Genomic DNA, 26,847 nt, shown 5'->3' on the forward strand with positions numbered 1-26,847 from the left:
CTGTCCAGGATTTCAGGCGGTGACGGGGTGTGGGCGGGTCAGGCCGGCGCGAGCCAGGATCTGGTCGACGCCGCGTTCCTCGGCGGCGATCGGCGCGCCGACCACGGCATTGGCCATGCGGTCGCGCAGGGTCTCTAGCTGGACGGCGAAGGCGCCGGTCGGGACATAGTCATCGACCTCGTCGGCGGTCAGGCCGCCGCGATCGATCAGCAGCTGTTCCAGCACCGCCACCCGATCACGCACGATCCATAGCTCGGCCAGCAGGGCCATGGTCATGCGGCCCAGGTCGTCGACATTCTCTGCGGTCAGATAGGTCTTGCTCATCATGCGTTTTCCGGTTTGCGGGCGCGGGTGATCCAGGGATAGCCGTCGGCGCCGAGGGGATAGGCCTCGACATCGGTGAAGCCGATATCACTCATCATCGCACCCCAGTCTTCAAGGCAGGCCGCCGAGAAGAACGGCTCGGCGCGATGGTGGGTGTCCCAGTCCAGCACCGCGGCGTGGAACGGCTCGACGGCGCGGAAGGGTGGGGGATCTGACAGCACAATGTCGCCGCCGGGCTCGAGAATCCGGAACATCTCCTCGAACAGAGCCTGGTTGTCCTTGGGCGGCAGCTCATGGTGGAGGGCGTAGGTGACCACGGCGTCGATGCTGGCGTCCGGCTCTCCGGTGTCGCGGGCGTCGCGCTGCTTGAGGGTGACGGGCAGGCCGCGCTTCTCGGCCAGCATGTGGCCGTTGCGCAGCAACAGCTCTGACAGATCGCAGCCGATCAGTTCGGCCTCAGGGAAGACCTCGTGCAGGGCTCCCAAGGTGGAGACGCCGCCGCAGCCCGGCTCGTAGATCCGCCGATAGCTGGCCTTGGGCAATTGGCGCACCGCATCGACACGCTGCCGGCTGATGTCAGCGCCGAGACCAACGGCGGCGTATCCGCCATGGCGGAACACCAAGGGGCCGACGCCGAACGCAAACAGTGGGCCGTACAGATCGTAGCCGTCCCAACCGCCGGGTTCCAGATGCCAGTCGGTGGCGCTGTAATATTTGGGGCCCTGGATGGTGGAATCCAGTTCCAGCATGCCGGCCTTGGCCTCGACAGGAACCCCGAAATAGGCCTCGAACTGGGCGCGGCGCTCCTCGACGGCCGGGATGCCGCGGCCGAAGTTTTCTTCGGCCACGTAGCGTTGCAGGAAGCGTTCCAGTCGATAGTGCGGGTCGCTCTCGGCCTGGGTGGTGGCGCGGGCGACGCGCTGCCGCACGGCGGTCGGGCTCTGGTCGCCTTGGTGTTGCTGGGCGAGAGTAGCGCCTTCGCCGGAGGCGCGAAAGCGGGCCCGCGCCCGTGCGCGCAGCGGCCCCGATGAAACCTTCTGGATCGAGCCCAGGATTTCCAAACCCGATCGGCCATGCTGGCTGAGTCCGAAGCTGGGGCGGACGGCGTCGGGCGTGGTGTTAGTGAAGAAGGTCATGAAGGTCCTGAAGATCTTCGGGTGATCGGTGCAGGGAATGCTAGGCGCCGCGGGGGAGGCGTACAAACTGGAAAATCACAGGCATCCGTGCGCTTTGCGCATGGCTCGGCGGTCCTAGAGGATTTGTGCTTCGCGTTGTCGCGAGGGGTACATGGCCTGGGTCAGGATGTGTTGTCGACGCGCGTCGGGATTGGCGGCGATGGCGTGGAGTTCGGCTTGGTGGCGGGTGCGATTGTCGGCTTGGGAGGCCTCCATGGCCTTCTTGTTCTTGATGGTCTGGGCCTGAACGAACTCGTGCATGACGGTGCGGCGCTGGCGGTCGTAGCGGGCCAGCAGGGGTTGGGCGGCCTGGCCCTCAAGCAGGATCTGGCGCAGCTTGTCGGTCAGGTTCCAGGCGTCGTGGACGCCCGAGTTCATGCCAAATCCGCCCAGGGGGTTGTTGAGGTGAGCCGCGTCGCCCGTCAGCAACACCCGGCCGTGGGCGTACTGGTCGGCGACCCGCTGGTGAACCTTGTAGATGGTGCGGTGATGGGTAAGGATCTGAGCGCCGGCGCCGCCGGTCAGACCGTCGAACACCGCGGTCTTCTTGGCGTCGGCGGTCAGCACCGCGTCGGGCACGTCCTCGCGGGCTGGCACCAGCACCCGCCAGAAGTCCGGCACCTTCAGCAGCACGCACCATTCCTCGGCGTCGGCCACGTAGTTGACGCCGGCCAGATCGTCGAAGAACGGCTCCAGGGGCTGGGCGGTCGACAGGGTCAGGAACTTCTCGGGATAGGTGAAGCCCGAGAACGCCACGCCCAGCCACTTGCGCACCAGACTGTTGGCCCCGTCGGCGGCGATCAGGTAGTCGGCGCGGACGGTCTCCAGACCAACCGGGGTCTCGATATTGACCGTCACCCCGCCTTCGTCCTGCTCGAAGTGGACGACCTTGCGGTTGAACATCACCCGGCCGTGGGGGTGGCCCTCGAGCTTGGCGGCGATCAGCCGTGTCAGCTTGAATTGCTCGCACTGCAGCCGGTAGGGGTGGGGGCTGACGTCGGCGATCTCACCCATGTCGAAGGCGATGACTTCGCCCGTGGCCCGGTTGCGGTACTGATAGACCGGGGCGCGTAGACCCACCGCCTCAAGGTCGTCCAGCAGGCCCAGTTCGGCCATCATCTCCAGGGTCGGCGGATGGAAGGTCGAGGCGCGCATGTCCTCGGGCAGCTCGTCGCGGCTCTCCAGCAGCAGGACGTCAATCCCCGCCTGGGCCAGGCGGTAGGCCGCCACCGAGCCCACCGGACCCGCTCCGGCAATCACAACTTGCACCCGGCTCACAGGGTTCACGGACATGTACGCTTCGCTCTTCGAAATGACGCTGCTCTGTTGCCGTCAGATACGCACACGCCGAAGGCCTTCGCCGTCAGATGAGCCAGCGGTGTTCGCTCTTCGGTCAAATCCATGCTCGAGCAGCCTCGCGCGCGAGACGCGCGCTAAGGCTGCCGGAGCCGACAAGCGTGGAGAGATTGATGCCCGAGCTGAAATTCGCCTCGACGATGGTGCGCGAGGACAAGACCGCGCGGGAACTCTACGACGAGGTCAAGGCGAACCCAGCGCGAGCGCGTTTCGGGTTCGGCAACAAGCTGGCCGTGGTCAATATCGACTTCCAGCAAGCCTATACGCGGCCCGACCTGTTCCCCAAGAGCGCCTATGTCACCGACCCCGACCAGATCGACTGGACCAATCGGATCTCGGCGCTGGCCCGGTCGGTCGGCATGCCGGTGATCTGGAGCCATGTCGCCTACAAGGCCGACGGCGGTGACGCGGGGGTCTGGGGCACGCGCACCAACACGCCCGACAGCCTGCAGAATATCAAGTACGATAGTGAGCGGCACGCCTTCGATCCGCGCGTCGAGATCGATGAGGCGGTGGACCTGATCTATACGAAGCGGATGCCAAGCGCCTTTTTTGAAACCCCGCTGCGCAGCTACCTGACCTGGCACCAGGTCGACACCGTGGTGATCACCGGGGGATCGACCTCGGGCTGCGTGCGCGCCACCGCCGTCGACAGCCTCAGTCACGGCTTCCGCACCATCGTCCCCGAGCAGTGCACGGCCGACAAGCACGAGAGCTACCATTTCGCCAACCTGACGGACCTGGCGCTGAAATACGCCGATGTGGTCGATGCCGGCGAGGTCACGGCCTGGCTGGAGGCGGCGGCAAAATAGGCGGGGCTTTCCATGGCGAAAGGGGCGGCCGACACGTGTCGGCCGCCCCATTTTTGTTTTCGGCCCCCGCCGGGTCAGCCCCGGGCGGCCACGTCGGCGATCTGGCTGGCGGTGGCGACCCAGGCGTCGTCCTTGGCCAGGCCGGCGAGGATCTCGCGCACGGCGTGGATCCGGAACGGCTGGCCGGCGACATAGGGCGTCAGGGTGAAGCCCAGTACCTGGCCGCCGTAGCGCGGGGCCTCCGCCTTGAGGCAGGCTGCGGCCTCCAGCACCTGACCGGACCAGTCGTCTTCGGTCTGGCGGCGATCGATCAGCAGTGTGCGGTCGTCCAGTTCATTGGACACCGGCAGGGCGACGACCGGGCCGTGGACAGTGCGCATGGCCAATGGAACGCTGTCCTGCTCCCAGTCGAGACACAGGTCGAAGCCGGCCTTGGCGATCAGGTCCAGGGTGGCGAACGACTGCTGGCGGGCCGGGCTGAGCCAGGCGCGGGGCTTGAGGTCGGCTGCGTCGAAGGCAGTGCGAACCTGGTCAACCCAGCCGGCCTCATCGGCCGGATCCAGGCCGCCCCAGTGGATGTGGTCTGTCGACAGCCCGTAGGCGGCGATCTCGTGGCCGTCGAGCAAGATCGCTTCGATCAGGGGCTTCAGTCGCTCCAACTGGTTGGCGTTGACCGGGAAGGTCGCTTTCAGATCGCGCGCCTTCAGAGCGTCGAGGAGGCGATAGACGCCCACCCGGTTGCCGTAGTCGCGCGTGGTGTAGTGGCGAAGGTCGGGATAGGGCGTGACCATGGCGCCGGGATGCTTGAACGGCTTGCCTGCGGGGTTCAGGGGGTGGTGCTCGATCGGCACGACGATCATCGCCGCCACCGCCGCACCTGTCGGCCAGGCCAGTCTCGGCCGATCGGCCGAGACGCGCCAGTCATAGCGGTCCTGGTCCATGCCATAGGCGCGCTTGGGATAGGTCAGGTAGTCGTCAGGCATGCTCATCAGAGGCCTCCCGTCTCGCCGAAACTGGTCCCGCCGGTCGCCAGACCGCGTCGCGCGATGTCATCGACTGCCTGATCCCAGTAATTGTCGCGATAGTGGCCGGCGATCTCGGCGGCTGTGGTGAACCAGACGTCGTCGGCATGGCCGGCGATGTGTCTGAGCGCGTCCTCGAAGGGGCGGATGCGATGGCTTTGGCTGACAAGATAGGCGTGCAGCGGAATGCACATCACCGTGCCCGAGGTCTCGGCCTCTTCCAGGAGCTGGTCGAAATGGCGTTTGAGCACGTCGGCGTAGCGCCAAGGGCTCATGCCCATGGCCCCGTAGGTGATGACGTCGTTGACCTCGAGCGAATAAGGCATCGAGACTAGCTTGCCCGTCTTGGTCTTGATCGGCTGGGGCTGATCGTCCTGGAACAGGTCGCATGTGTACCAGAAGTCGCTTTCGGCGATCAGATCGAAGGTCTTTTCGGTGTGGGTCAGGGCCGGAGCCAGATAGCCGCGGATGCGCTGCCCCGTGGCCGCCTCGACCGACCGGATGGAGTCAGCCAGCACCGCCCGCTCCTGGGCCTCATCCAGTCCGTAGGAGTAGCGGGTGTTGTAAATGCCGTGACTGAAGAACTCCCAGTGTCGCGCCACGCAGGCCTCGATGATTTCGGGATGATGATCGATCAGCCCGATCGACAGCGAGATCGAGCCGCGCAAGCCGTACCTGTCGAGCAACTCCATCAACCGCCAGTGGCCGATCCGGTTGCCCCAGTCGCGCTGGGAATAGCCGACCACGTCCGGCGACGGCTTGGGCCAGCCGGGGCGCTGCGGGTTTCTGGGCGGATCGTATTCGTAATATTCGATGTTGGGCGCGATCCAGAAGGCCAGCTTCTTGCCGCCGGGCCAGACGATCTTGGGCCGCTCGCGATAGGGCCAATAGTCGTAGAGATTGGGATCTGGGCGCATGGCGTGGCCTTGAGCTGGTCCTGGAGGTTTCGATTCGGGCTCGCTGCGGTCGCGTTGGCGCGGGGCGTCGGCCAGATTCAAGTGTCTGCGTTCCAGACCCAACCGGCCGACGTCGCGAGCCCTCTCCGACGCAGTATCCGACAGGCGGATAAAACTGACGCCCAGCGGCCCCGCGACCAATTGCGCTGTGCGCGCGCGCTCCAGGTGGCTTAAGTTTCAGGCAGACAGAGCCGAGACGAGGCGCTGGGTCGAGATTCTTCAACAGGATCAAGGGCCAGTGCTGTAGCTGAGTTTCGTGACAGAGCTTCTGCGAGTGAGGAGGACCATGGAAAAGGGCGTACCAATCCGTTCGATCAGCCGTAGCATCGCGGTGATGCAGGCGATCAATCGCGATGGGCCGTTGTCGATGATGGACATCGCCAACGCCTCCCACGTGCCGTACCCGACGGCTTGCCGTATTGTGCAGACCCTCCTCTATGAGGGGCTCATCGAGCGTGAGCCGGCCCGCAAGCGCTACCGGCCCACCGCTTTGGTCCAGAGCCTGTCATACGGCTACCAATCGCACGATGAACTGGTCACCCGGGCGCGGCCGCATATCGTGGGTCTGACCAAGAGCGTTGGCTGGCCGGTGTCGCTGGTCACCCGCGTGGGGCAGTGCATGATCGTTCGCGACTCCACCCACGCCCTGACCTCGATGACCCTCAACAACTACTATCCGGGCTACGCCCTGCCATTGTTGGAATGCGCCTCGGGCTTGGCCCATCTTGCGTTCTGTTCGGCGGAGGAGCGGCGCGCGCTGCTGGCCGGAATTCGCGAGAGCGACGTACCGGTCAACCACAACACGATGCAACTGCTTGAGGGCGGTCAGTTGGTCGATGAAATACGCCGTGAGGGAATCGCCACTAACGGTCGCAATCGACACACTCTCAATCCCGGCAAAACCTCCTCGATCGCCGCGCCGGTCTTCGCCAACGGCCAGGTGGCCGGGGTGATGACGCTGATCTTCTTCGCCTCGGCCATCAAGATGACCGAGGCTGTTCGCACCTATGCGCCGATGCTCAAACGTGTGGCCGCCGATATCGGCCTTGAGCTGGAAAGCGGCCAGCCGGTTGATCTACGCGCTGCCTGAAATGGCTTCAGCTCTTGAGCGCGGCCTCAACGGCGCTGATGAGCGATTGGCGTCGTGTGGTTAGCCGCGCCTCGACGGCTGCGTCGGGACGGTAGGTCTCGATCTCGTCCTGGGTCAGGCCGCCCCTGGCCTCCAGCACCGCCTCGACGATCGTCAGACGGTCGGTCAATACCCAGACCTCACGGGTTAGGACCAGTAGCGCTTCGGCCAACTGGTCCATCTGGCCAGGTCGCAGCAACGGGCGGGACGGGGGAGCGGAGGGCGTCATGCTGGCGTCTCGGTCTTGGTCTGGGCCCGGGGTTTGCGCGCAGTGATGCAGTAGGCCTTTGATGGCCCCACTGACTGGGTCTGGATGTTGACAAAGCCTGCGGTCGCGGCGCTCTGGGCGAAGTCCAGAGCCGCGGTGACCCGCCAGTAGGGCTCGCCGCCCCACTTGGCCGACCAATCGAATGACCAGGCCTGCATGCGGTCGAGTTCGGCCGTACGGGTGACGTCGGCCATAATCAAATCGCCCCCGGGCTTGAGGACGCGCATGGCTTCGCGGAAGAAGGCGTCGATGATGCGGGGTGGGATCTCGTGATGCACGGCATAACTCGTGACCAGATCGAAGGAGGCGTCTTCGAATGGCAGGTTCTCGCCGACGCCGACGAACAGCTTCCAGGCCTGGCCGGCCTCGTTGCCCACGCGCTGGGCTTGGTCGAGCATGGCGCGGGAAGGATCGATCCCCCAGATCTCGGCCTGGGGAAACTCCTCGGCAAGCACCTTGGTGTAGTGGCCCGACGAGGTCCCGATCTCGAGAATCTTGCCGTAGTCCCGGCGCGGGGCCAGGTCGGTGACTTGTTTGCGCACGGCATAGACGTCGCCGGGGAAGACCTTGGCGACATACTTCTTATGGACAAGCTCACCGTGAATGAAGCCCATCAGCGGATCGCCGTCCCAGCCGCCATGCGTGCGGTGAAACCATACCTTGGAATAGTATGAAGGGGGCTCGAAGCCAGGCGTCTCGGTGACGGTGCTCGCGCCGACGTTAAGGGCCAGAATTTTCGGCTCAAGCTCGCTGCGCACCTCCGCGAAAGCTTCATGGCAGGCCAGTCCGTGGTGCTTGGCGCACCATTCGCCCAGCAATACTCGAGTCCCATAGAGGTTGGAGCTGTCGAGGGCGGCCTCGATCACGGCATGCCGCTCTTCCAGGTCTTCCGGCAGGTGATCGGCGTCCAGACCCCGCTCAGAAAGCAACGCCTCCACGTCACGATGCAGGCGTGAGGCGGCCTGGCGAGCGGAGACCTCGAAATCGATCAGGGCGCGTCCACGCTGTTTGAGCTGGAAATCCATCATCAACCTCCATTTATCGATCGATGATCGCAAGGTCTTGGCGAGCCGCAATCCCCCTTCTTGGATTTCTCCGCTGAGCGACCAACTGGCGGCTTTCGCGCCGAAGGCCCGGCGTGGCGGGGACGGACCCACCACTTCCTTTCCGAGCGCGGTGGCCTCGCAAGACGATCGCCTCACAGAGGCAATTGACCCCCGGGGCGCGTTCGTCAGCCTGGCTAAGTCGTTGGCGGCGGGCAGGGCAGCCCTCGCAGAGGGTTGAACAGGCGTGGACGACCCAGCGTCCGCTCAATCTCGAATACTTGGCTGATCTAGGTCGTGGCGCCAGAGCGTCGAAACCACCGAAAGCGCTGGGCCTTGGGGCTATGACGCAGGCAAGAAGATCAAAGGCCGCAAGCGTCACATCCTCACCGACGCCGGCGGTTTGCGGGTCATGGCCCGGGTCCATACAGCCGATATCCAGGATCGCGACGGCGCGCCCGACGTCTTGATGCGATCCGATCCAGCTTCCCCTGGCCGCGCCACGTCTTCGTCGGCGGCGGCTATGCCGGCGACAAGCTGCGCCGCGCCATGGCTGGACGCAGCGACTGAATCATCGAGATCCTCAAACGATCAGACACGGCCAAGGATTTCGTGCTGCTGCCGCGCCGATGGGTCGTGGAGCGTATCTTTGCTTGGCTCGGGCGAAACCGACGCTTGGCCAAGGACTTCGAGAAGACCATTGAGAGCTCAGCGACCTGGCTCTTCATGGCCTCGGTCCAGCTGATGACCCGAGGGCTCGCAACCCTCTGATCACCTTCAGAAACAATACGAGTCAGCTTCTTGCGAATCCAGATGTTTGATCAAGTTTTCAATGAAACCCACATATTGAAGGTGTTTTAGGAGCGCGGAGCCGAGCAGATCCTGCAGTGCTTGCCGATAGGAAACCTGATCTACACGCCGCAGCATAACCGAGCGAATCTGGGCGATGGGCACGCCGATTCGTCGCAATAGGCTGACCATTTCAAGCATCTCGATGGTGTCGCGATCATAGAGTCGAAGGCTGCGCTTGCCCCGGTGCGACGAGATAAGGCCTATCGCCTCGTAGTGCCGCAGCGCCCGCGCGGTAATTCCAAGACGCGCAGCCACGGTGGCTATGGGCGTGAGCACATCTGGCGCTTGAAGGCGTGCGCCGCGTTCGGTCGATGCGGGCGCATGCAGGGGTTTTACTAAGAGCGTCATCACGCGAACTCCACCAGCACCTCGTCCGCCGCGACAGGATCGCCGCCCTTGGCGTTGACGGCCTTGACCACGCCGTCGCGCTCGGCGCGGATGATGTTCTGCATCTTCATGGCCTCGAGCACGCAGACCACCTCGCCCTCGCGGACCTGCTGGCCGGCCGTGACGTCCATCGAGACCACCAGGCCAGGCATCGGCGAGAGCACAAGCTTGGACGTGTCGGCGGCCTGCTTCTCGGGCAGCTTGTCGTGCAGATCGGCCGAGCGCGGGGTCAGGACCAGCACCCGGGCCTTGGCGGCGCGGTGGCGGATGGTGAAGCCTTCGGCCGCCGGTGCGACCTGGACGGTGAAAGCCGCCCCGCCCAGCACGCCGCGGAACACCGGCTTGCCCGGCCGCCAGACAATGTCGCTCAGGATCAGAGAGCGGCCCTCGTCGAGCAGTTCGACGGTCATATCCTCGTCGCCCGACAGCTTCATGCGGCGCTTGGCGTGGCCGACGGCCACCACCCACTCGTCGCGCACAGACCCGTTGAGGCCCGCCACATTGGTGCGCGCCCGCGCGGCATAAACCCGCTGCATGGCCGCGCCGACGGCGGTCAGGATGTCGATCTGGGCCGGTGTCGGCTCTGTGCCGCCGAAGCCGTCGGGGAACTCGTCCTTGATGTAGTTGGTCGACAGCTGGCCCGAGCGGAACCGCTCCTGGTCCATCACCGCATTGAGGAACGGGATGTTCTGGCCCAGGCCCTCGATGTGGAAGTCCTCCAGCGCCCGGCCCATGCCGTCGACGGCCGCGATGCGGGTCGGCGCCCACGTGCAGAGCTTGGAGATCATCGGGTCGTAGAACATCGAGATCTCGTCGCCCTCGCGGACGCCGGCGTCGTTGCGGACGATGTAGCCGTCGTGTTGGCCTTCTTCTGGCGGGTCATACCGGACCAGGCGGCCGATGCTGGGCAGGAACTTGCGGTAGGGATCCTCGGCGTAGATGCGGCTCTCGATGGCCCAGCCGTTGATCTTCAGGTCCTTCTGTTCGAAGGCCAGCTTCTCGCCCCAGGCGCTGCGGATCATCTGCTCGACCAGATCCAGGCCGGTGATCAGCTCGGTGACCGGGTGTTCGACCTGCAGGCGGGTGTTCATCTCCAGGAAGAAGAAGCTCTTGTCCTGCCCGGCCACGAACTCGACCGTGCCGGCGGAGTCGTAGTTCACGGCCTTGGACAGGGCCACGGCCTGGGCGCCCATGGCGTTGCGGGTGGCCTCGTCGAGCAGCGGGCTCGGGGCCTCCTCGATGACCTTCTGGTTGCGACGCTGGATCGAGCATTCGCGCTCGAACAGGTGGACGACATTGCCGTGCTTGTCGCCCAGCACCTGGATCTCGATGTGGCGTGGCGAGACGATGAACTTCTCGATGAAGATGCGGTCATCGCCAAAGCTGGCCTTGGCCTCGGCGCGAACGGCCGGGAAGCCCTCTTCGACGTCCTGACGGGTCCAGGCGACGCGGATGCCCTTGCCGCCACCGCCGGCCGAAGCCTTGATCATCACCGGATAGCCGATCTCCTCGGAGATCTTCACGGCATGGGCGGTGTCGTCGATCTCACCGATATGGCCGGGCACGCACGAGACGCCGGCGGCCTGGGCGAACTTCTTGCTCTCGATCTTGTCGCCCATGGCGCGGATGGCGCCGGGGTTGGGACCGATGAAGGCGATGCCCTCGTCGGCGCAGCGCTGGGCGAAGCTGGCGTTCTCCGACAGGAAGCCAAAGCCCGGATGCACGGCCTGGGCCCCGGTCTGCTTGCAGGCGTCGATGATCTTGTCGGCCACGAGGTAGGACTGGTTGGCCGGCGACGGGCCGATATGCACCGTCTCGTCGGCCATCTCGACGGCCATGCTGCCCGCGTCGGCGTCGGAATAGACCACCACCGTCGCGATCCCCAGACGGCGACACGTCTTGATGACGCGAACGGCGATTTCGCCCCGGTTGGCGATAAGGATTTTCGAAAACATCAGCGACGCCGTCCCCAACTGGCCAAGGACGCCAAACGGGTCCCCGACGTACGGCGTGTTGTCGAGAGGTCCCGAACGCCGCCAAATTCATCCGTCAACAGAATGCGCCGGTCGGCGATCACCGTCCCGTGGTCGACGACCCGGACCCAGACCGGGCGACGCGCGCCTTGTGTTTGCAGCCACCGTCCGATGCGCCACAGTATGGCCGCTCGCGATCCGCCGACCTCAAGCGGGTCGCCGTCGAACCCCAGGTGAAGGCAGGTCTCGGCCGGCGGATCGGTCGCGGACTTCATCGCGGCCATCACAGCGGGATGTTGTCATGCTTGCGCCAGGGGTTGGACAGTTCCTTGCCCTTGAGGCTCTTGAGGCCCCGGACGATCCGGCGACGGGTGCCGTGCGGCATGATCACGTCGTCGATATAGCCGCGCGAGGCGGCCACGAACGGATTGGCGAAGGCGGCCTTGTACTCGGCTTCACGGGCGGCCAGGGCCACCGGGTCCTTGGCCTCGGCGCGGAAGATGATCTCGACGGCCCCCTTGGCGCCCATCACCGCGATCTCGGCGGTGGGCCAGGCATAGTTGAGGTCGCCGCGCAGGTGCTTGGAGCTCATCACGTCATAGGCGCCGCCATAGGCCTTGCGGGTGATGACCGTGATCTTGGGCACCGTGGCCTCGGCATAGGCGAACAGCAGCTTGGCGCCGTGTTTGATCAGGCCGCCATATTCCTGCTTGGTGCCCGGCATGAAGCCCGGGACGTCGACCAGGGTGACGATCGGGATGTTGAAGGCGTCGCAGAAGCGCACGAAGCGCGCGGCCTTGCGGCTGGAGTCGATGTCCAGCACGCCGGCCAGCACCTGGGGCTGATTGGCGACGATGCCGACGCTCTCCCCGTCCATGCGGGCGAAACCGCAGATGATGTTCTTGGCCCACTCGCTGGAGATCTCGAAGAAATCGGCCTCGTCGACGATCTTGAGGATCAGCTCCTTCATGTCGTAGGGCTTGCCCGGATCGCTGGGGATCAGCGTGTCCAGGCTCATCTCCTCGCGCAGCGGCTCATCGAAGCTCTCGCGCTCCGGGGCCGGCTCGCGGTTGGAGCTGGGCAGGAAATCGACCAGGCGACGCACCTGGGTCATGGCTTCCAGGTCGTTCTCGAACGCGCCCTCGGCCACGCCCGACTTGGCCGCATGAACACGGGCCCCGCCCAGTTCCTCGGCGGTGACCACCTCGTTGGTGACGGTCTTGACCACGTCAGGACCGGTCACGAACATGTAGCTGGTGTCCTTCACCATGAAGATGAAGTCGGTCATGGCCGGCGAATAGACGTCGCCGCCGGCGCAGGGGCCCATGATCACGCTGATCTGCGGCACGACGCCCGAGGCCAGTACGTTTTCCATGAAGATGTCGGCGTAGCCGGCCAGGCTGTCGACACCCTCCTGGATGCGCGCGCCGCCCGCGTCGAACAGGCCGATCACCGGCGCGCCGACCTTCATGGCCTGGCGCTGCACCTTGACGATCTTGGCCGCGTGGGCGCCCGACAGCGAACCGCCGAACACCGTGAAATCCTTGGAGAAGACATAGACGACCTTGCCGTTGATCGTGCCCCAGCCGGTGACCACGCCGTCGCCGGGGATCTTCTGGTCCTGCATGCCGAAGTCGGCGCTGCGGTGTTCGACGAACATGTCGAACTCCTCGAAGCTGCCTTCGTCGAGGAGCAGGTCGATGCGTTCACGCGCCGTCAGCTTGCCCTTGGCGTGCTGCGCCGCGACGCGTTTGTCGCCGCCGCCGCCCTTGGCCTGCTCGCGACGACGATCCAGTTCCTCGAGAATATGCTGCACGGATGCGCTCCCCTGAAAGCTTCGAAGGAGGCCGCCAGTCGAGCAAGCCTCCTGGCGGCCAAGTTTCGACCTCGCGGGAGAGCGAGGTTGTTGCCGAGGTCATTACAAAACGTGAGATTTGTGTTGATATACAAGTCTTGTCTGGCTGCTATCGAGCGGTGTAGCGCGTGTTGTGAGAGTGGATCTTGTAAAGTAGGAAAGTTGTAAAGTGCGAGAGAAGCTGTTCGTTGGGCCCAAGGTCAAGCGCCTGCGCCAGGAGCGCGGTTGGAAGCTGGAGCCCTGCGCGGCCTTGCTGGGTCTGTCCGGCAGCTATCTGTCGCAGATCGAGGCCAACCAGCGTCCGGTGACCGCGCGGGTGCTGCTGGACCTGATGCGGGTGTTCGAGGTTGACGCCTCGGCGCTGGACGCCAGCGACGACGCGCGTCTGATCGCCGACCTGCGCGAGGCCAGCGCCGATCCGCTGGATCACGCCCATGCGCCGGGCCTGAGCGAGCTCAAACAGGCCGTGGCGAGCACGCCCAACCTGGCGCGCTCCTATTTGGCGCTGCATCAAGCCTATCGCCGCCTGGATGAGCGGTTGAAGCAGACGGAAGAGGCCGTCTCGCTGGACGAGCGCGGCGCGGCCAGCGCCTTGCTGCCCTATGAGGAGGTGCGTGACTTCTTCCACTACAAGAACAACTACATCCATAGCCTGGACATGGCGTCCGAGGCCCTGACCTCGAGTCTGGGGCTAGATGGCGGCGAGCCGGTCGAGTGGACGCTGGAGCGTCATCTGCGCGACGCGATGGGCGTGCGGGTGGAGCGCTCGGCCGAGCCTGATCTGCTGCGCCGCTACGACCAGGCGGCGGGGGTTCTGGTGCTGGGCGCGTCCCAGACCTCGGCGACGCGCTGTTTCCAGATGGCCTATCAGATCGTGGCGGCGGCGCTGTCGGATCTGGTCGAGGCCGAACTGGCCCTGGCCGGCTTTCGCAGTGAGAGCGCATCCAAGGTTTGCCGCACGGGGTTGCTGAACTACGCCGCCGGTGCGTTGCTGCTACCCTATGAACGCTTTCGCGAGGCGGCGCGCGCGACCCGGCACGATGTCGAGCGGCTGGGCCTGATCTTCCAAACCAGCCTTGAGCAGGTCTTCCACCGGCTCAGCACATTGCAGCGCCCCGGTGTGCGCGGAGTGCCGTTCTACTTTGTGCGCCTGGACCAGGCCGGCAACATCACCAAGCGCCACAGCGCTACGCGGCTGCAGTTTGCGCGGTTCGGCGGCACGTGCCCGCTGTGGAACGTCCACGACGCCTTCGCGCGGCCGGACGCCTGGCTGGTGCAATTGGCGGAGATGCCGGACGAGGTGCGCTATGTCAGCCTCGCCAAGGGCGTGGTCAAGCCGTCCGGCTCGTATCTGCAGCCGGATCGGCGCTATGCCCTGGGGCTGGGATGCGAGGTGAAATATGCGGAAAACCTGGTCTATGCCGCCGGTTTGGACCTGGCCGGCCCGGCGACCCGCATCGGCGTCAGCTGCCGGATCTGCGAGCGGGACGATTGTCACCAGCGCGCCTTCCCGCCCGTCGATCGGGATTTCGACGTGTCGCTGACCGAGCGACGAACCGTGCCGTTTGTTCTGGATCAAGGCCGAGGGCGGGCCGGTCAGGCCTAAAATCCGCCGTCGGAGCCGCTCGTCGGCGCTCAGTGAACAAATTACATTGACGATTTTCTTCAAGCGATTAGCTACGGAGTGATAGTCAAGCCTGGAAGACACCATGACGCGAGCCAAGGCCAAGGGCGCGATCGCTGAACGCCGTGACTCCAAGACGATCCTGCTGGACGCCACCGCCGCCGTTCTGTCCGAGCGATCCAATATAGATGTTTCGTTGAGCGAGATCGCGCAGCGTTCGGGCCTGAATTCGGCGCTGATCAAGTACTATTTCGGCAGCAAGGACGGGTTGCTCCTGGCGCTTCTGGAGCGCGTGGCCGAGAAGTCGATGGCCGATCTCAGCAGTCTCGTGAAGATGGATATTTCCGCCGAGCAGAAACTGCGCATCCATATTGGCGGCATCATCAACACCTATTATCGTTCGCCCTATATCAACCGGCTGATCAACTACATGATCGCCCAGGGGGACCGGGCGTCGAGCGAGCGCGTGGCGAAGATATTTGTCGAGCCCATGGTCGCGGCCTATAGATCCATCGTTTCCCAAGGTGTCGCGGCGGGGGCCTTCAGGGATCTGGATCCTGGCATGCTGTATTACAGCGTGGTCGGAGCCTGCGAACATATCTTCTACGCCGGCTATTCTCTGCCGACGACGATGAATGCCTCCGAACTGACCGAGGACCTCAAGCAGCGCTATGTCCAGCATGTGCTGGATCTCTGCTTCCACGGCGTTCTGGCGCGCCCTGCTGAGGCCTGACGCTGGTCGCGGCGGGCGCCGATGCGCCGGGTTGATCTTTAAACCTAATGTCATTAAGCGATCAACTAGGACGTCTCGAGCAAGGGGCGCCAGTCAGGGAGATCGCTCGTGAAAGGGCTCGGCGCCGATAAACGCTACTGGGAGGCTCTGTCCGACGGGCGCCTGGAGCTTCCGCAATGCGCCGCCTGCGGGCGCTGGCGCTGGCCGGCCCCGTTTCGGTGTGGCGACTGCGGCGGCTGGGACTTCAACTGGCAGACCGTTGAGATGCGCGGCGAGATCTATTCGTGGACGCGCACCTGGCACCCCTTCGAGGGGACTGAACATCTCGGCTCGCCGTTCGTGACCTTGTCGGTGGCGCTGCCGCGAGCCGGCGGCGTTCGCCTGATGGGCCTGCTAGACGGGGAGGTCGAGCCCGCCATCGGCGCGATCGTGACGGGCAAGGGCGCGGTCAGCCATGTCTATGGCCGCGACATTCCGGCCATCCGCTGGCAGGTGTCGCAATGAGCGCCTCGGCCTTGCCGGGCGCGACGGCCGTGGTCGGCCTGGGTCTGCGCCAGTACAAGCGCGGCGCGGCGCCGCTGCCCGAACAGGGCGTGCTGATCGGCGCGATCATCGACGCCTGCCAGGACGCCGGGATCGATCCCGCCGACCTCGACGGCTTCGTCTCGTACGGCGACGACAAGAACGAGCCGGTGCGGCTGATGCCCGACCTGGGCATGCGCGAGCTGGCCTGGTCGGCCCAGGTGTTCGGCGGCGGCGGCGGCGGGATCGCCGGCGCATTCGGCCTGGCGGCGGCGGCCATCATCAGCGGCCAGGCCAAGACCGTCGCGGTGTTCCGGGCCCTGGTCCAGGGCGACAGCGGGCGCCTGTCGGGTGCGGTGATGGCCCACCATCTCAACGACCACATCATGGCCGCCGGCAATATCGCACCAGCCGTCGAGTGCGCCATGCGCGCCCAGCGGATGGTCAAGCATCATGGCGTGCCGTTACAGTGCATGGAGGACCTGGTGCGGGCATCCTACTATCACGGCGCCCGCAATCCCAAGGCGGTCAGCTACGGCAAGGAGCTCGACGTCGAGGCCTATCGCGCCTCGCGGATGATCTGCGAACCGTTTCATCTGTTCGACTGCAGCCGTGAGAACGACGGCGCCGGCGTGCTGATCCTCACCTCGGCCGAACGGGCGCGCGACCTGAAGCAGAAGCCGGTCTATCTGAAGGGCGTGGCCCAAGGCGCGGCGCGCGGCTGGGGTGACCTGCTGCAGAATGACACCCACTACGCCTCGGCCGGCTTCGAGTTCGTGGCCCGTCGCCTGTGGGCCCAGACCGGCCTGACGCCGGCCGACATCGATGTGGTGCAGCTCTACGAGAACTTCAGCGCCCAGGGCATCGCCTCTCTGATCGATCATGGCTTCTGCACCTATGAGAGCGTCGCCCAGGTGGTGCGTTACGACAACCTGATCGCCCCCACCGGCAAGCTGCCGGTCAACACCTCGGGCGGCAATCTGGCCCAGGGCTTCATCCACGGCATTGGCATGGCCGTCGAGGCGGTGGAGCAACTGCGCGGAACCTCGGCCAACCCTGTGCCGAACGCGCGTTACTGCCTGCTGGCCGGCGGGCCGGGCGCGCCGACCGTGAGCTCGGCGATCTTCGCCTCGGAGCGCGACTGAGGTGGCGCGGTCAGCTCACAAACACGGCGGGGTCTGAGGCCTTGGCGCGGGTCGAGATCCGGGCCTGCGACCTGACGTTGGTCGCGGACATCGAAGGACCGGAAGGCGCTCCAACCGTCGTGCTGCTGCATGGCGGCGGCCAGACGCGTCACAGCTGGGCGGACGCGATGCGGGCGCTCGCGGCGCGCGGCTATCGCGTGATCAGCTACGATGCGCGCGGGCATGGCGACAGCGGCTGGTCGGCGGCGGGGGCATACCGTCTGGACGATCGCGCTGAGGATCTCGCGGCGGTGCTTCACGGGACCCGGGCGTCGTTCGCCCTGGTCGGTGCGTCACTGGGCGGGGCCACGGCGATCCAGGCCGCGGCGCGGGGGCTGCGGCCCGCCGCGCTGGCGCTGGTCGACATCGTTCCTGACGCTGAACCGCAAGGCGTGGCGCGCATCGTCAACTTCATGCGGGGGAATCCCGGCGGCTTTGCCTCACTGAAGGAGGCGGTTGACGCGGTGGCCGCCTATAATCCCGAGCGTCCCCGGCCGTCCGACCCGACGGGCCTGATGCGCAACCTGCGGCGAGGCGACGATGGTCGGCTGCGCTGGCATTGGGACCCGCGCATCGTCGAAGCCGAGCCCCAGGTCCATCATGACGAGGTGCGGCGTTCGGCTCGGATCCTGTCCGAGGAGACCACGTTGCCGGTCCTGCTGGTGCGAGGCCTGCGCAGTGATGTTGTCAGCGACGCCGGGGTCGAGGCCTTTCGTCGGATGATGCCTCGGCTGGCGGTCGATGACGTGGCGGGCGCCGGCCACATGGTCGCCGGAGATCGCAACGACGCCTTCAACGCTAGCGTCTTGAAGTTTCTCGATCGGCACATGCCGGTTCCGGGCGTGCGCGCCTAGTTCAGTCTGAGGGGAGGGGCGCATGCAGCGCTATGACGTCTTGATCGTGGGCGCGGGCCACGGCGGCGCTCAGGCGGCGATCGCACTGCGCCAAGAGGGCTTCGCCGGCTCGATCGGCCTGCTGGGCGCCGAGTTCGAGCCGCCCTATGAGCGTCCGCCGTTGTCCAAGGACTATCTGGCCGGCGACAAGACCTTCGAGCGCCTGCTGCTTCGCCCGCTCGCTTTCTGGAGCGAGCGACAGATCGACCTGCTGCTGGGCCAGACTGTCGTCGCCGTGGACCCCGTCGCGCACGGCGTGACGACCGCCGACGGCGCGGTCATAGGGTACGGCAAGCTGGTCTGGGCGACCGGCGCCGCGCCCAGACGGCTAGGTTGCGCCGGGTATGATCTGGCCGGCGTCCATTCGGTGCGCACGCGGGCTGACGTCGACCGCATGAAGGCCGAGATGGAAGCCGTTGAGCGGGCGGTGGTGATCGGCGGCGGCTATATCGGCCTGGAGGCTGCGGCGGTGCTCGCCAAGTTCGGTAAGCGCGTCACACTGCTGGAGGCCCAGGATCGGGTGCTGGCGCGGGTGGCGGGCGAGGCGCTGTCGCGCTTTTACGAACAGGAGCATCGCGCCCATGGCGTTGATCTGCGTCTGGGCGTGGGCGTCGCCTGCATCGAGGAGAAGGACGGGCGGGCGAGCGGCGTGCGGTTGCTGGACGGCTCGGTGATCGCGGCCCAGATGGTGATCGTCGGCATCGGCGTGGAGCCGGCCGTCGCGCCGCTGATCGCCGCTGGCGCGGAAGGCGCGAACGGCGTGAAGGTCGATCGCCAGTGCCGGACCAGCCTTCCCGACGTGTTCGCGATCGGCGATTGCGCGCTGCACGCCAACCGGTTTGCTGACGGGGCGGTGATCCGGTTGGAATCCGTCCAGAACGCCAACGATCAGGCCAATGTCGCGGCGCGCGCGATCCAGGGCGGCCAAGCGGCCTATGACGCGGTCCCGTGGTTCTGGTCCAACCAATATGACCTGAAGCTCCAGACAGTTGGCCTGTCGACCGGACATGACGCGGCGGTGCTGCGCGGCGACCCGGCGAGGCGCTCGTTCTCGGTGGTCTACCTGCGCCGGGGGCGGGTGGTGGCGCTCGACTGCGTCAATGCCGTCAAGGATTACGTTCAGGGCCGCAAGCTGGTGGCCGAGGGCGTGCGAGCCGAGGTCTCGATCCTGGCGGACGCCTCGTTTCCACTGAAGGAGATTCTCGAAAAGCCGCACTAAAACTATTGTCATTAGGTTTTTGCGTGATACGCTCTTGTCAACGAAAAGGGAGGCGCGCTGGTCATGAACTACGTCGCGGATGTGAAACCGGCGGAGCGCAAGGTGACGACGCTCGCCGCGCTTAATGCCAATCAGCAAGCGGCCATCCGCCGCATTCCAGCCGAGGTCGACGCGGTGGTCGAACCGCTGGAGGCCACGCGGCCAAACGCCATTTTCACTGGCCAGGAGCGTTTCGACGCAGAACAGGCCAAGATCTTTCGCCGCTATCCCGTACCGGTGACCGTATCAGCTCTGCTGCCCGAGCCAGGCATGGTGGTCGCACACGACGGTTACGGCGTGCCACTGCTGATCTCTCGGATCCGCTCGGGGGAGGTCAAGGCGTTCATCAACGCCTGTCAGCACAAGGGTTCCAAGCTGCTGGAGGACTGTGAGGTCCACAAGCGCGGTCGCGTGACCTGCCCCTATCACGCCTGGACCTACGGCATCGACGGCAAGCTGATCGGCGTGGCGCGCAACGACGCCTTCCTGAACCTGGACAAGGCCCAGCGTGGCCTGGTCGAGCTGCCCGCCCGCGAATGGGGCGGCGTCATCTATGTCCATCTCAATCGCAACGTGGAGCCAGACTGGTCGCAGTTGCATGACCAGATCGCCGACGATTTCACCGCCCTGGGGATTCCCGAGGCCTTCGTCTACGGCCGCAAGACCTTCGATCTGAAGGCCAACTGGAAAGTGATCCTGGAGCCCTTCCTGGAGGGCTATCACGTTCAGCGCCTGCACGCGGCCTCGATCGGCGATCTGTTCCAGGACGCGCCCAACATCGTCGACATGTTCGGCGCCAACATTCGGCAGGTGTCGGGCCGCATCGGCTACATCCCCGAGATGCTTGACGAAGATCCTTCGCAGAACGTCCACAAGCTGGTGACGCATGCCTATACGGCCTTCCCCAACTGCGTGGTCGTGACCAGCCAGTACTACACCAGCGTTATGATCTTGATGCCGCGCGCGCCGGATCGGACGACGGTGGAATATTTCATGCTGACCCCCGGCGCGCCGGTCACCGACAAGGCCAGGGAAGTGTTTGAGCGGTCGTTCAAGCTGATCCTCGATGTGTTCGGCGGCGAGGACTTCCGCGCCGCCGAGATAAGCCAGGTCGGCCTGGCCGCCGGCGTGCCCGAGACCACCGTCTATTGCGGGCTGGAGGGCAACATCGTCCGCTATTACGAGGCGCTTGAAGCGCTGCTTTGACGAGAGCCGGCGCAGACCGGCCTGGGAGGAAATATGGCGCAGACCCTGTCGGGCGTGAACGCATGGTGGGCCCGGATGCGGCCCGACCAGCCGGCGATCGTCCTGGGCGGCGATACGCTGACCTACGGCGGCTATAAGGACTGGTCTGATCGCGTCGCGGCGCTGCTGATCGCCGAAGGTCTTGAGCCCGGCGAGCGTGTGGCGATCTGCGCGCTCAACAGCCTGGCCTACTGCGCCCTGATCATGGGCGTGATCAGGGCTGGCGGCATCGTCAATCCGGTCAATTTTCGCTATACGGCGCGCGAGATTCGCGAGCTGTGCGAGGACACCGAGCCGCGCTTCGCCTTCGCTGATCAGGCCTTCGTCGACAAGATGCAGGTGGCGGGGCCGCCCGTGCGGGCGATGGCGGACATCGAGGCGTTGCGCCATGGGCCGCTCGCGACCATCGCGCGCGATGTCGATCCCGACGCCTCCGTGGTGATCATCGCCACCTCGGGTTCCACCGCCAGGCCCAAGGGGGTGGTCTTCACCAACCGCTCAATGACGACTTACGCCGCCAACTGGGCGTTGGAGGAGACCTCCAGCGCGCCCGGGTCGCGCATCATCAGCCTGGCCCCGCTGAACACTTCGGCCGGCTTCGTGCAACTGATGCACTACACCACGCAAGGCTGCACGATCTTCATGGTGCCCCAGTTCGTGCCCGCCGATACGCTGAAGCTGATCCAGGACCAGAAGATCACCTGCTTTGCGGCCGTGCCGGTGTTCTTCGAGGCCATCGCGGCCCTGCCCGAGTTCGACGCGGCCGACCTGTCCTCGATCAAGCTGGCCACGGTGGGCGGCGCGCGGGTGACCAAGGCCCTGCAGGAGCGCTATCTGTCCAAGGGCATCGTCCTGCGCCAGATCTACGGCCAGACTGAGGTGGGCGGTAACGCCACCATCATGCCCGAGCACCTGGCCTTGGCGACGCCCGACAAGTGCGGCTGGGGTGGGGCGTTCATTGACCTGCGGGTCGTGCGCCCAGATGGCGTCGACTGCGATCCCGGTGAGGCCGGCGAGATCCTGATGCGCTCGCCTGGCATGATGAAGGAGTACTGGCGCAATCCCGAGGCCACGGCCCAGGCGATCCGCGACGGCTGGCTCTATTCGGGCGACATCGGATTGCTCGACGAGCGCGGCATGCTGACCTTCGTCGACCGCCTGAAGGACCTGATCATTTCCGGCGGGCTCAACATCTCGGCCGCCGAGGTCGAGCGGGTGGTCTGCGAGTTCGGCGGCGTGGTTGAGGCTCTGGCGATCGCTGCGCCCGATCCGAAGTTCGGGGAGACGCCGCTGGTGGTCTATCACGGTCCGGTCGAGGTCGATGTCACGGCGCTGATCGCCCACTGCAACCTCAATCTCTCCAACTACAAAGTACCGCGCTACATCGTCTATTCGGCCGAGCCATTGCCGCGCCTGGCCACTGGCAAGCTCTCCAAGCCCGCCGTGCGTGAGGCCTATGCCGTCGCCCACCAAACCCTCGCCCGCGTCCGCTGAAGGGACCCCGCATGAACGCTCCCGCTGCCATTGCCGCCAACCACCCCGCGCACGTGCCAGATCACATGGTGTTCGACTTCGACATCTACGCCGACCCTCGGATCGGCCAGGACGTCCAGGCCAGCTACGCCGCAGTGCTGTCGGAGGCTCCGGACATCTTCTGGACCACCCGAAACGGGGGGCACTGGATCGTCAAGGGTTTCGACGCCATTACCGCGGTGGTCACCGATCCCGAACATTTCTCGGTGCGCGAGATGCAGATTCCGCGCGTGGAGAACCCGCCGTTCTTCATACCGCTTAGCCTCGATCCGCCCGAAAGCCTTCCCTACCGCCGGGCGATGATGCCGATGTTCGGGCCCCTGGCCGTCAAGGCGTTGGAGCCGAGGATCCGGGAGTGGGCCGCGCAGATCGTCGATCGCGTGGCCGCCAAGGGCGCCTGCGACTTCCAGCTGGAGGTCTCGAAGATCTTCCCGGTCACGGTGTTCATGGAGCTGATGGGCATGGACCTGTCGCGGCTCCAGGAGTTCCGTCATCTGGCCGAGGGCTTCTTCGAGGTCCAGAACGACGCCGCCGAAATGGGGCGGCTGAGCGGCCTGATCCTGGGCACGCTGAAGGCGCTGATCGATGAGAAGCGCGCCCATCCCGACGACAAGCTGATGAGCCACTTCATCACCGTCGACATCGACGGCCGCACCATGAGCGAGGACGAGATCCTGGCCATGAGCTTCGTGCTGTTCCTGGGCGGCATGGACACCGTCACAAACGTCACGGGCTTCGCCTACCAGCAGTTGGCCCAGATGCCCGACGTCCAGGCCCGTCTGGCCGCTGATCCATCGGCCATCGCGTCTTTCGTCGACGAGGCCATCCGACTCCATGGCGTGATCAATACGCCGCGTCTGGTGGTCAAGGATCGCGACATTGGCGAAGCGCGCTTCCGCGCGGGTGAAATGGTTCTCAACATCCTGTGCGTTGGCAGCCGCGATCCTCGCAAGTTCGACACGCCCAACGCTTTCGACCTTGATCGCAAGCGCACCGCCCACCTGACCTTCTCGTCGGGACCGCACATCTGCGTCGGCCATGTCCTGGCCCGCGCCGAGCTTCGGATCCTGACCGAGGAATGGATCAAGCGCATTCCCGTCTTCGCCGCCGTGCCGGGCGCAAGCCACGGTTTCCGGACCGGCACGGTGATGGCGCTGGAAACCCTGCCGCTCGAATGGGCGACGGCCTAAGGCCTCTTTGGCCGAAATCTCTCCCATTTCGGCTGTCACGCTTTGGGCGCGACTGTGTCCTGACCCTTTGGGGTCAGGACACCTTTGTGCGTTTGGGCGCGGGCTGCGTCGATCCCGCCTCGCGATCCAGCCGTTCGCTGTCGCTGACCGGCTGGCCAAGGGCGCCGCGCCGATGGCGCTCGGCCACGCCGGTGAAAAACATCCGCAGCGTCTCGACGAACAGCGCCTCCTCATCCTCGAACGGGTTGCTGTCCAGGGCGCGAGCCAGCCTTGGCAGGGCCACGGGATCGACGGACGGCATCGGGGGGATGCCACGCGCCTGGGCGGCCGCAGCGAACAGCGCCGAGCCAAAGGTGAGTTTCTCGGTGCCTTCGATGACGGCCATGTGGAACTCCGGCGGGTAGGGGTCTCCCGCCGCCGCTGCATCATAGGCCTCCAGGAGAAGATGGCGCGGGAAGAACTGCAGCATTAGCAACGCCGCGTTGGGATGGTTCAGCAGCGAGCGGCGCGCCGACACGCACAACTTGACGATGCGCTCCTCATAGGGGAGGTCGGTCTCCTCCAGGCCCGGCAGGTTCAGCAGCAGGATCCGCGCGACCTCCTCCAGCAACTCGGCCTTGTCCTTGAAGTGGTGGTAGAGCGAGGGTGGTTGCACGCCAAGCTTCGACGCCACTCGGGCCAGGCTGAGATTGGCCAATCCCGTCTCGTCAATCACGGCCAGGGCCGCCTGCGCGGCGTTCTTGCGGGAGATCAACGGTGAAGACGGGCGCGCCAAGAGTCGTCCTTGCTTGAGGTTGGTTTGTAGCTTCGCATCCGCGTTCGCGCCGCTCAAGCAATCGTTGTCGACGGCGCCATTCCAGGCTGTGGGTCGACCCCGGCATCCGCGGTCCAACCTCCTAATCAATCGATGAAGTAAAGTTCCGAATTCTATTGACCCTCAATCTATCAGCATTAGGATTAGCGTCAGGTCCCGTCAGTGGGCCATGGGAGAGGGAGCTTCCTGATGGAAGGAAATTCATATCGCGCAGGCCTTTTGGGGACCTGCGCCACGTTCGCCTTGGGTGTTGGCTTGGTGTTCGGGTCCGAAGCGGTCGCCCAGACAGCGGCCGCGCCGGCTCCGCTGGTCGCGGCCAGAGCAGCTCCCGTTTCCGCGGTTGACGAGATCATCGTCACAGCCCGCCGTCGGGACGAGCGCCTGATCGATGCGCCCGTGGCCATTTCCGCGATCGGCGGTCAGGCCCTGGCCAATTATTCCGTCACGCGCGTGTCCGACCTAGCGACCATGGTCCCCACCCTGATCGCCGGCAAGGCCGCCTCGGGCTCTTCGGCCAGCATCTTCCTGCGCGGGGTGGGCTCGACGGCCCTCAGCGCCGGCTTTGACCAGTCGGTGTCATTCGTCATGGACGGTCTGCCGATGAGCCGGGGCCGCGAGCTGAGCCTGCCGCAATATGACATCCAGCGCGTCGAGGTGCTCAAGGGCCCGCAAGCGCTGTTCTATGGCAAAAACACCACCGGCGGTCTGATCAGCATCGTCACCAATGGCCCCACCGACACGCCCGAAGCCGGGATCAAGGCCGGTTACGGCTTCAAGGCCAAGGAAAAGTATGTCGAGGCCTTCGCCTCCGGCCCGCTGAGCGACACCTTCAAGGCTCGCGTCGCCGGTCGCTATTCAAACTCGGATGGCGCGTTCAAGAACAGCGCGGCCGAGACCTACACCGATCCGCTGGGCATGCAGCGCCATCGCAACTCCGATCGTCGCGGCGGGCAAGAAACCTACAGCGGCCGCCTGTCGCTGGAATGGGACGCCACCCCCACCTTCAACCTGGCGCTCAAGACCGGCCTGACAGGCCTCAAGGATGGCGGCCCGACCGACGTGCTGGAGCGCATCTGCGGCGGTGGTCGCAGCGTGCCGTTCACCGCCAACGGCATCCCGCCCAGCCCGAATGCGGACTGTAAGATCAATGGCGTGGCCGACAGCTCGTCGCTCCCGACCCAGGTCGCCCAGGCCAACTACCGTTACGCTCGCGACGGCAAGATGTACGCGGACTTCACGTCGCAGTTCGCGGCCCTGACTGGCAACGTCACCACCGATCCGTTCAACATCACATCGATCACGTCGTACTATCACTTCAAGCAGACCGACCTGAACAACGTCGCGGGCGAGGCCTATCCTGCCTCGTTCTCGCAGCTGGCCGAGTTCGACCAGTTCGCCGAGGAAATCCGCTTCCAGTCGAAGTTAGAAGGGCCGTTCAATGTGCTGTTCGGCGCGTTCTATTCGACAGGCGATTTCACCTTCAACACCGACGCCTATATCTTCCCGGTGCCGCTGGATCCGTCGACAGGCACCTACACGACCTTCAAGCGCGACAACGGCTTCAAGAGCGAGTCCTATTCGGTGTTCGGCGAAGGCACGTTGAGCCTGGCCAAGCAGTTTGAGTTGGCGGCCGGCGCGCGCTGGTCGCATGAATCGCGCGACTCCTATCAGCGCGCCCTGCCGGCCCATGTTGCCTTCTCAGGCGCGTTCCCGGGCAATATCCAGTTCACCGACAAGTTCAGTGACGAGAACGTCTCGCCGCAGGTGACCGTGCGCTACAAGCCCGAAGCCGACACCACGCTCTATGTCGCCTACAAGCAGGGCTTCAAGACCGGCGGGTTCAATATCTCGCAGGCCCTGAGCCCGGCCGCCAGCATCGACGCCGGACGGTTCGGCAGCGAAACCGCCGAGGGCGGGGAGGTCGGCCTGCGGACGATTCAGTTCGATCACGACGTCCAGTTCAACGTCACCGCGTTCACCTACACCTACAAGGATCTCCAGGTTCAGACCTTCGATCCGCAGACAGTGTCGTTGATCGCGGGCAACGCCGGCAAGCTGCGCACGCGCGGCGTCGAAGCAGACATCAACTGGCGTGTCTCGGCGGTTCCAGGGCTCAGCCTGCGGGGCGCGGCGTCCTATAACGATGTGCAGTACCTGGATTATGTCGGCCAGTGCTACAGCGGCCAGACCATCGCCGGCGGCTGCAATCAGCAACTGGTGGCGGGCGCTTTCACCGCCCAGAACTATGATGGCCGCACGCCGCCCAAGGCTCCCAAGTCCGCCAGCCGCGTGGGCGCGACCTACGAACACACCCTGGTGTCGGACGTGATGGTGCGGCTATCGGGCGATGTCAGCCACACCGCCAAATACAACTTCACCGACACGCTGCGCCCCGATGGCGTGCAGCCGGCCTTCACAAAGGTCGACGCCTCGATCAGCCTCAACGCGGCGGATCAAAGCTGGAGCCTGGCGCTGATCGGCAAGAACCTGACCAACGAGTACGTGGTCACCTCGGCTAACGACATCCCTTTCGCGGGTGGTACGGGCACCGGGACCACGACGGGCGTGCTGGCCGACATGTCGGCCTTCGTCGAGAACCCCCGTGAGATCATCCTCGAACTCTCGCTCAAATTCTGACCCACGGCGGGCGGCGGGATCGCCCGCCGCCCGCTGATGATCCGCGAAGGAAGCCTCGTCGC

General features: G+C 65.3%; 23 protein-coding genes and 1 pseudogene. 13 read left to right on the forward strand and 11 right to left on the reverse strand.

The window, feature by feature from the left end:
* Window positions 1-12: 12 nt before the first annotated feature.
* The 3 genes from ACQY9P_RS16730 to ACQY9P_RS16740 form a co-directional block, all read right to left on the reverse strand.
* Window positions 13-324 carry a hypothetical protein gene (locus ACQY9P_RS16730; protein ID WP_421738086.1) on the reverse strand — a complete coding sequence of 104 codons (312 nt, stop codon included), beginning with the start codon at window positions 322-324 and terminating at the stop codon, window positions 13-15.
* Window positions 324-1,460, reverse strand: a complete 1,137-nt coding sequence (locus ACQY9P_RS16735; RefSeq protein WP_421738085.1) for a methyltransferase domain-containing protein — start codon at window positions 1,458-1,460, stop codon at window positions 324-326. The genes ACQY9P_RS16730 and ACQY9P_RS16735 overlap by 1 nt, the downstream gene beginning before the upstream one ends.
* 114 nt (window positions 1,461-1,574) lie before the next feature.
* Complete coding sequence (locus tag ACQY9P_RS16740) at window positions 1,575-2,792, reverse strand: FAD-dependent oxidoreductase (RefSeq protein ID WP_421738084.1); 1,218 nt, start codon at window positions 2,790-2,792, stop codon at window positions 1,575-1,577.
* A 176-nt stretch (window positions 2,793-2,968) separates the two neighbouring features.
* Here ACQY9P_RS16740 and ACQY9P_RS16745 point away from each other — a divergent pair, with 176 nt between their 5' ends.
* The gene (locus tag ACQY9P_RS16745; protein ID WP_421738083.1) at window positions 2,969-3,667 is read left to right on the forward strand and encodes an isochorismatase family protein; all 699 of its coding nucleotides are present in this window, start codon (window positions 2,969-2,971) and stop codon (window positions 3,665-3,667) included.
* A 74-nt stretch (window positions 3,668-3,741) separates the two neighbouring features.
* Here the strand turns inward: ACQY9P_RS16745 and ACQY9P_RS16750 are convergent, their stop codons facing one another.
* Together ACQY9P_RS16750 and ACQY9P_RS16755 are read right to left on the reverse strand one after the other, a co-directional pair.
* The gene (locus ACQY9P_RS16750) at window positions 3,742-4,656 is read right to left on the reverse strand and encodes a polysaccharide deacetylase family protein (protein WP_421738082.1); all 915 of its coding nucleotides are present in this window, start codon (window positions 4,654-4,656) and stop codon (window positions 3,742-3,744) included.
* Window positions 4,656-5,606, reverse strand: a complete 951-nt coding sequence (locus ACQY9P_RS16755; protein WP_428150534.1) for a polysaccharide deacetylase family protein — start codon at window positions 5,604-5,606, stop codon at window positions 4,656-4,658. The genes ACQY9P_RS16750 and ACQY9P_RS16755 overlap by 1 nt, the downstream gene beginning before the upstream one ends.
* Window positions 5,607-5,931: 325 nt before the next feature.
* On the opposite strand from ACQY9P_RS16755, the gene ACQY9P_RS16760 reads away from it, so the two are divergent.
* On the forward strand, window positions 5,932-6,735 hold the full coding sequence (locus ACQY9P_RS16760; protein ID WP_421738080.1) for a helix-turn-helix domain-containing protein: 804 nt from the start codon (window positions 5,932-5,934) through the stop codon (window positions 6,733-6,735).
* Between the two features lie 7 nt (window positions 6,736-6,742).
* Here the strand turns inward: ACQY9P_RS16760 and ACQY9P_RS16765 are convergent, their stop codons facing one another.
* Both ACQY9P_RS16765 and ACQY9P_RS16770 read right to left on the reverse strand, forming a co-directional pair.
* Window positions 6,743-7,003: a hypothetical protein gene (locus ACQY9P_RS16765; protein WP_421738079.1), complete on the reverse strand. Its 261-nt coding sequence runs from the start codon at window positions 7,001-7,003 to the stop codon at window positions 6,743-6,745.
* Window positions 7,000-8,067 (reverse strand): class I SAM-dependent methyltransferase, encoded by a 1,068-nt coding sequence (locus tag ACQY9P_RS16770; protein WP_421738078.1) that lies wholly within the window; start codon window positions 8,065-8,067, stop codon window positions 7,000-7,002. Before ACQY9P_RS16770 ends, ACQY9P_RS16765 begins: the two co-directional genes overlap by 4 nt.
* A gap of 322 nt (window positions 8,068-8,389) precedes the next feature.
* Between ACQY9P_RS16770 and ACQY9P_RS16775 the strand changes: the two are divergent.
* Window positions 8,390-8,856, forward strand: a pseudogene (locus tag ACQY9P_RS16775) (IS5 family transposase); the annotation flags it as partial.
* Window positions 8,857-8,862: 6 nt separating this feature from the next.
* Here ACQY9P_RS16775 and ACQY9P_RS16780 read toward each other — a convergent pair.
* From ACQY9P_RS16780 to ACQY9P_RS16790, 3 genes are all read right to left on the reverse strand, one after another.
* Window positions 8,863-9,285 carry a MerR family transcriptional regulator gene (locus tag ACQY9P_RS16780; protein ID WP_421738077.1) on the reverse strand — a complete coding sequence of 141 codons (423 nt, stop codon included), beginning with the start codon at window positions 9,283-9,285 and terminating at the stop codon, window positions 8,863-8,865.
* A complete protein-coding gene (locus tag ACQY9P_RS16785; RefSeq protein ID WP_421738076.1) occupies window positions 9,285-11,279 on the reverse strand; it encodes an acetyl-CoA carboxylase biotin carboxylase subunit in 1,995 nt (664 codons plus the stop codon). The genes ACQY9P_RS16780 and ACQY9P_RS16785 overlap by 1 nt, the downstream gene beginning before the upstream one ends.
* Window positions 11,280-11,580: 301 nt before the next feature.
* Window positions 11,581-13,113, reverse strand: a complete 1,533-nt coding sequence (locus ACQY9P_RS16790) for an acyl-CoA carboxylase subunit beta (protein WP_421738075.1) — start codon at window positions 13,111-13,113, stop codon at window positions 11,581-11,583.
* A 208-nt stretch (window positions 13,114-13,321) separates the two neighbouring features.
* Between ACQY9P_RS16790 and ACQY9P_RS16795 the strand changes: the two genes are divergently transcribed.
* The 9 genes from ACQY9P_RS16795 to ACQY9P_RS16835 all read left to right on the forward strand — a co-directional run bounded on the left by ACQY9P_RS16795 (window position 13,322) and on the right by ACQY9P_RS16835 (window position 23,334).
* Window positions 13,322-14,758, forward strand: a complete 1,437-nt coding sequence (locus tag ACQY9P_RS16795; RefSeq protein WP_421738074.1) for a helix-turn-helix domain-containing protein — start codon at window positions 13,322-13,324, stop codon at window positions 14,756-14,758.
* 103 nt (window positions 14,759-14,861) lie between these two features.
* Complete coding sequence (locus ACQY9P_RS16800; RefSeq protein ID WP_421738073.1) at window positions 14,862-15,509, forward strand: TetR family transcriptional regulator; 648 nt, start codon at window positions 14,862-14,864, stop codon at window positions 15,507-15,509.
* A 108-nt stretch (window positions 15,510-15,617) separates the two neighbouring features.
* Entirely contained in the window at window positions 15,618-16,013 is a 396-nt protein-coding gene (locus tag ACQY9P_RS16805) for a Zn-ribbon domain-containing OB-fold protein (protein ID WP_421738072.1), read from the forward strand.
* Window positions 16,010-17,176, forward strand: coding sequence for a thiolase C-terminal domain-containing protein (locus tag ACQY9P_RS16810; protein ID WP_421738071.1), 1,167 nt, complete (start codon window positions 16,010-16,012; stop codon window positions 17,174-17,176). The genes ACQY9P_RS16805 and ACQY9P_RS16810 overlap by 4 nt, the downstream gene beginning before the upstream one ends.
* Window positions 17,177-17,217: 41 nt before the next feature.
* Window positions 17,218-18,069, forward strand: coding sequence for an alpha/beta fold hydrolase (locus ACQY9P_RS16815; RefSeq protein WP_421738070.1), 852 nt, complete (start codon window positions 17,218-17,220; stop codon window positions 18,067-18,069).
* A 22-nt stretch (window positions 18,070-18,091) separates the two neighbouring features.
* Window positions 18,092-19,327 carry an NAD(P)/FAD-dependent oxidoreductase gene (locus tag ACQY9P_RS16820; protein WP_421738069.1) on the forward strand — a complete coding sequence of 412 codons (1,236 nt, stop codon included), beginning with the start codon at window positions 18,092-18,094 and terminating at the stop codon, window positions 19,325-19,327.
* 63 nt (window positions 19,328-19,390) lie between these two features.
* Window positions 19,391-20,572, forward strand: coding sequence for an aromatic ring-hydroxylating oxygenase subunit alpha (locus ACQY9P_RS16825; RefSeq protein ID WP_421738068.1), 1,182 nt, complete (start codon window positions 19,391-19,393; stop codon window positions 20,570-20,572).
* A 33-nt stretch (window positions 20,573-20,605) separates the two neighbouring features.
* Window positions 20,606-22,105 carry a class I adenylate-forming enzyme family protein gene (locus ACQY9P_RS16830; protein ID WP_421738067.1) on the forward strand — a complete coding sequence of 500 codons (1,500 nt, stop codon included), beginning with the start codon at window positions 20,606-20,608 and terminating at the stop codon, window positions 22,103-22,105.
* 11 nt (window positions 22,106-22,116) lie between these two features.
* A complete protein-coding gene (locus tag ACQY9P_RS16835; protein ID WP_421738066.1) occupies window positions 22,117-23,334 on the forward strand; it encodes a cytochrome P450 in 1,218 nt (405 codons plus the stop codon).
* Between the two features lie 73 nt (window positions 23,335-23,407).
* Here the strand turns inward: ACQY9P_RS16835 and ACQY9P_RS16840 are convergent, their stop codons facing one another.
* The gene (locus ACQY9P_RS16840; protein WP_421738065.1) at window positions 23,408-24,166 is read right to left on the reverse strand and encodes a TetR/AcrR family transcriptional regulator; all 759 of its coding nucleotides are present in this window, start codon (window positions 24,164-24,166) and stop codon (window positions 23,408-23,410) included.
* Window positions 24,167-24,337: 171 nt separating this feature from the next.
* Between ACQY9P_RS16840 and ACQY9P_RS16845 the strand changes: the two genes are divergently transcribed.
* The gene (locus ACQY9P_RS16845; RefSeq protein ID WP_421738064.1) at window positions 24,338-26,785 is read left to right on the forward strand and encodes a TonB-dependent receptor; all 2,448 of its coding nucleotides are present in this window, start codon (window positions 24,338-24,340) and stop codon (window positions 26,783-26,785) included.
* The last annotated feature ends 62 nt before the right edge of the window (window positions 26,786-26,847 follow it).

The organism is Caulobacter sp., assembly GCF_965279145.1.
GTDB lineage: Bacteria > Pseudomonadota > Alphaproteobacteria > Caulobacterales > Caulobacteraceae > Caulobacter.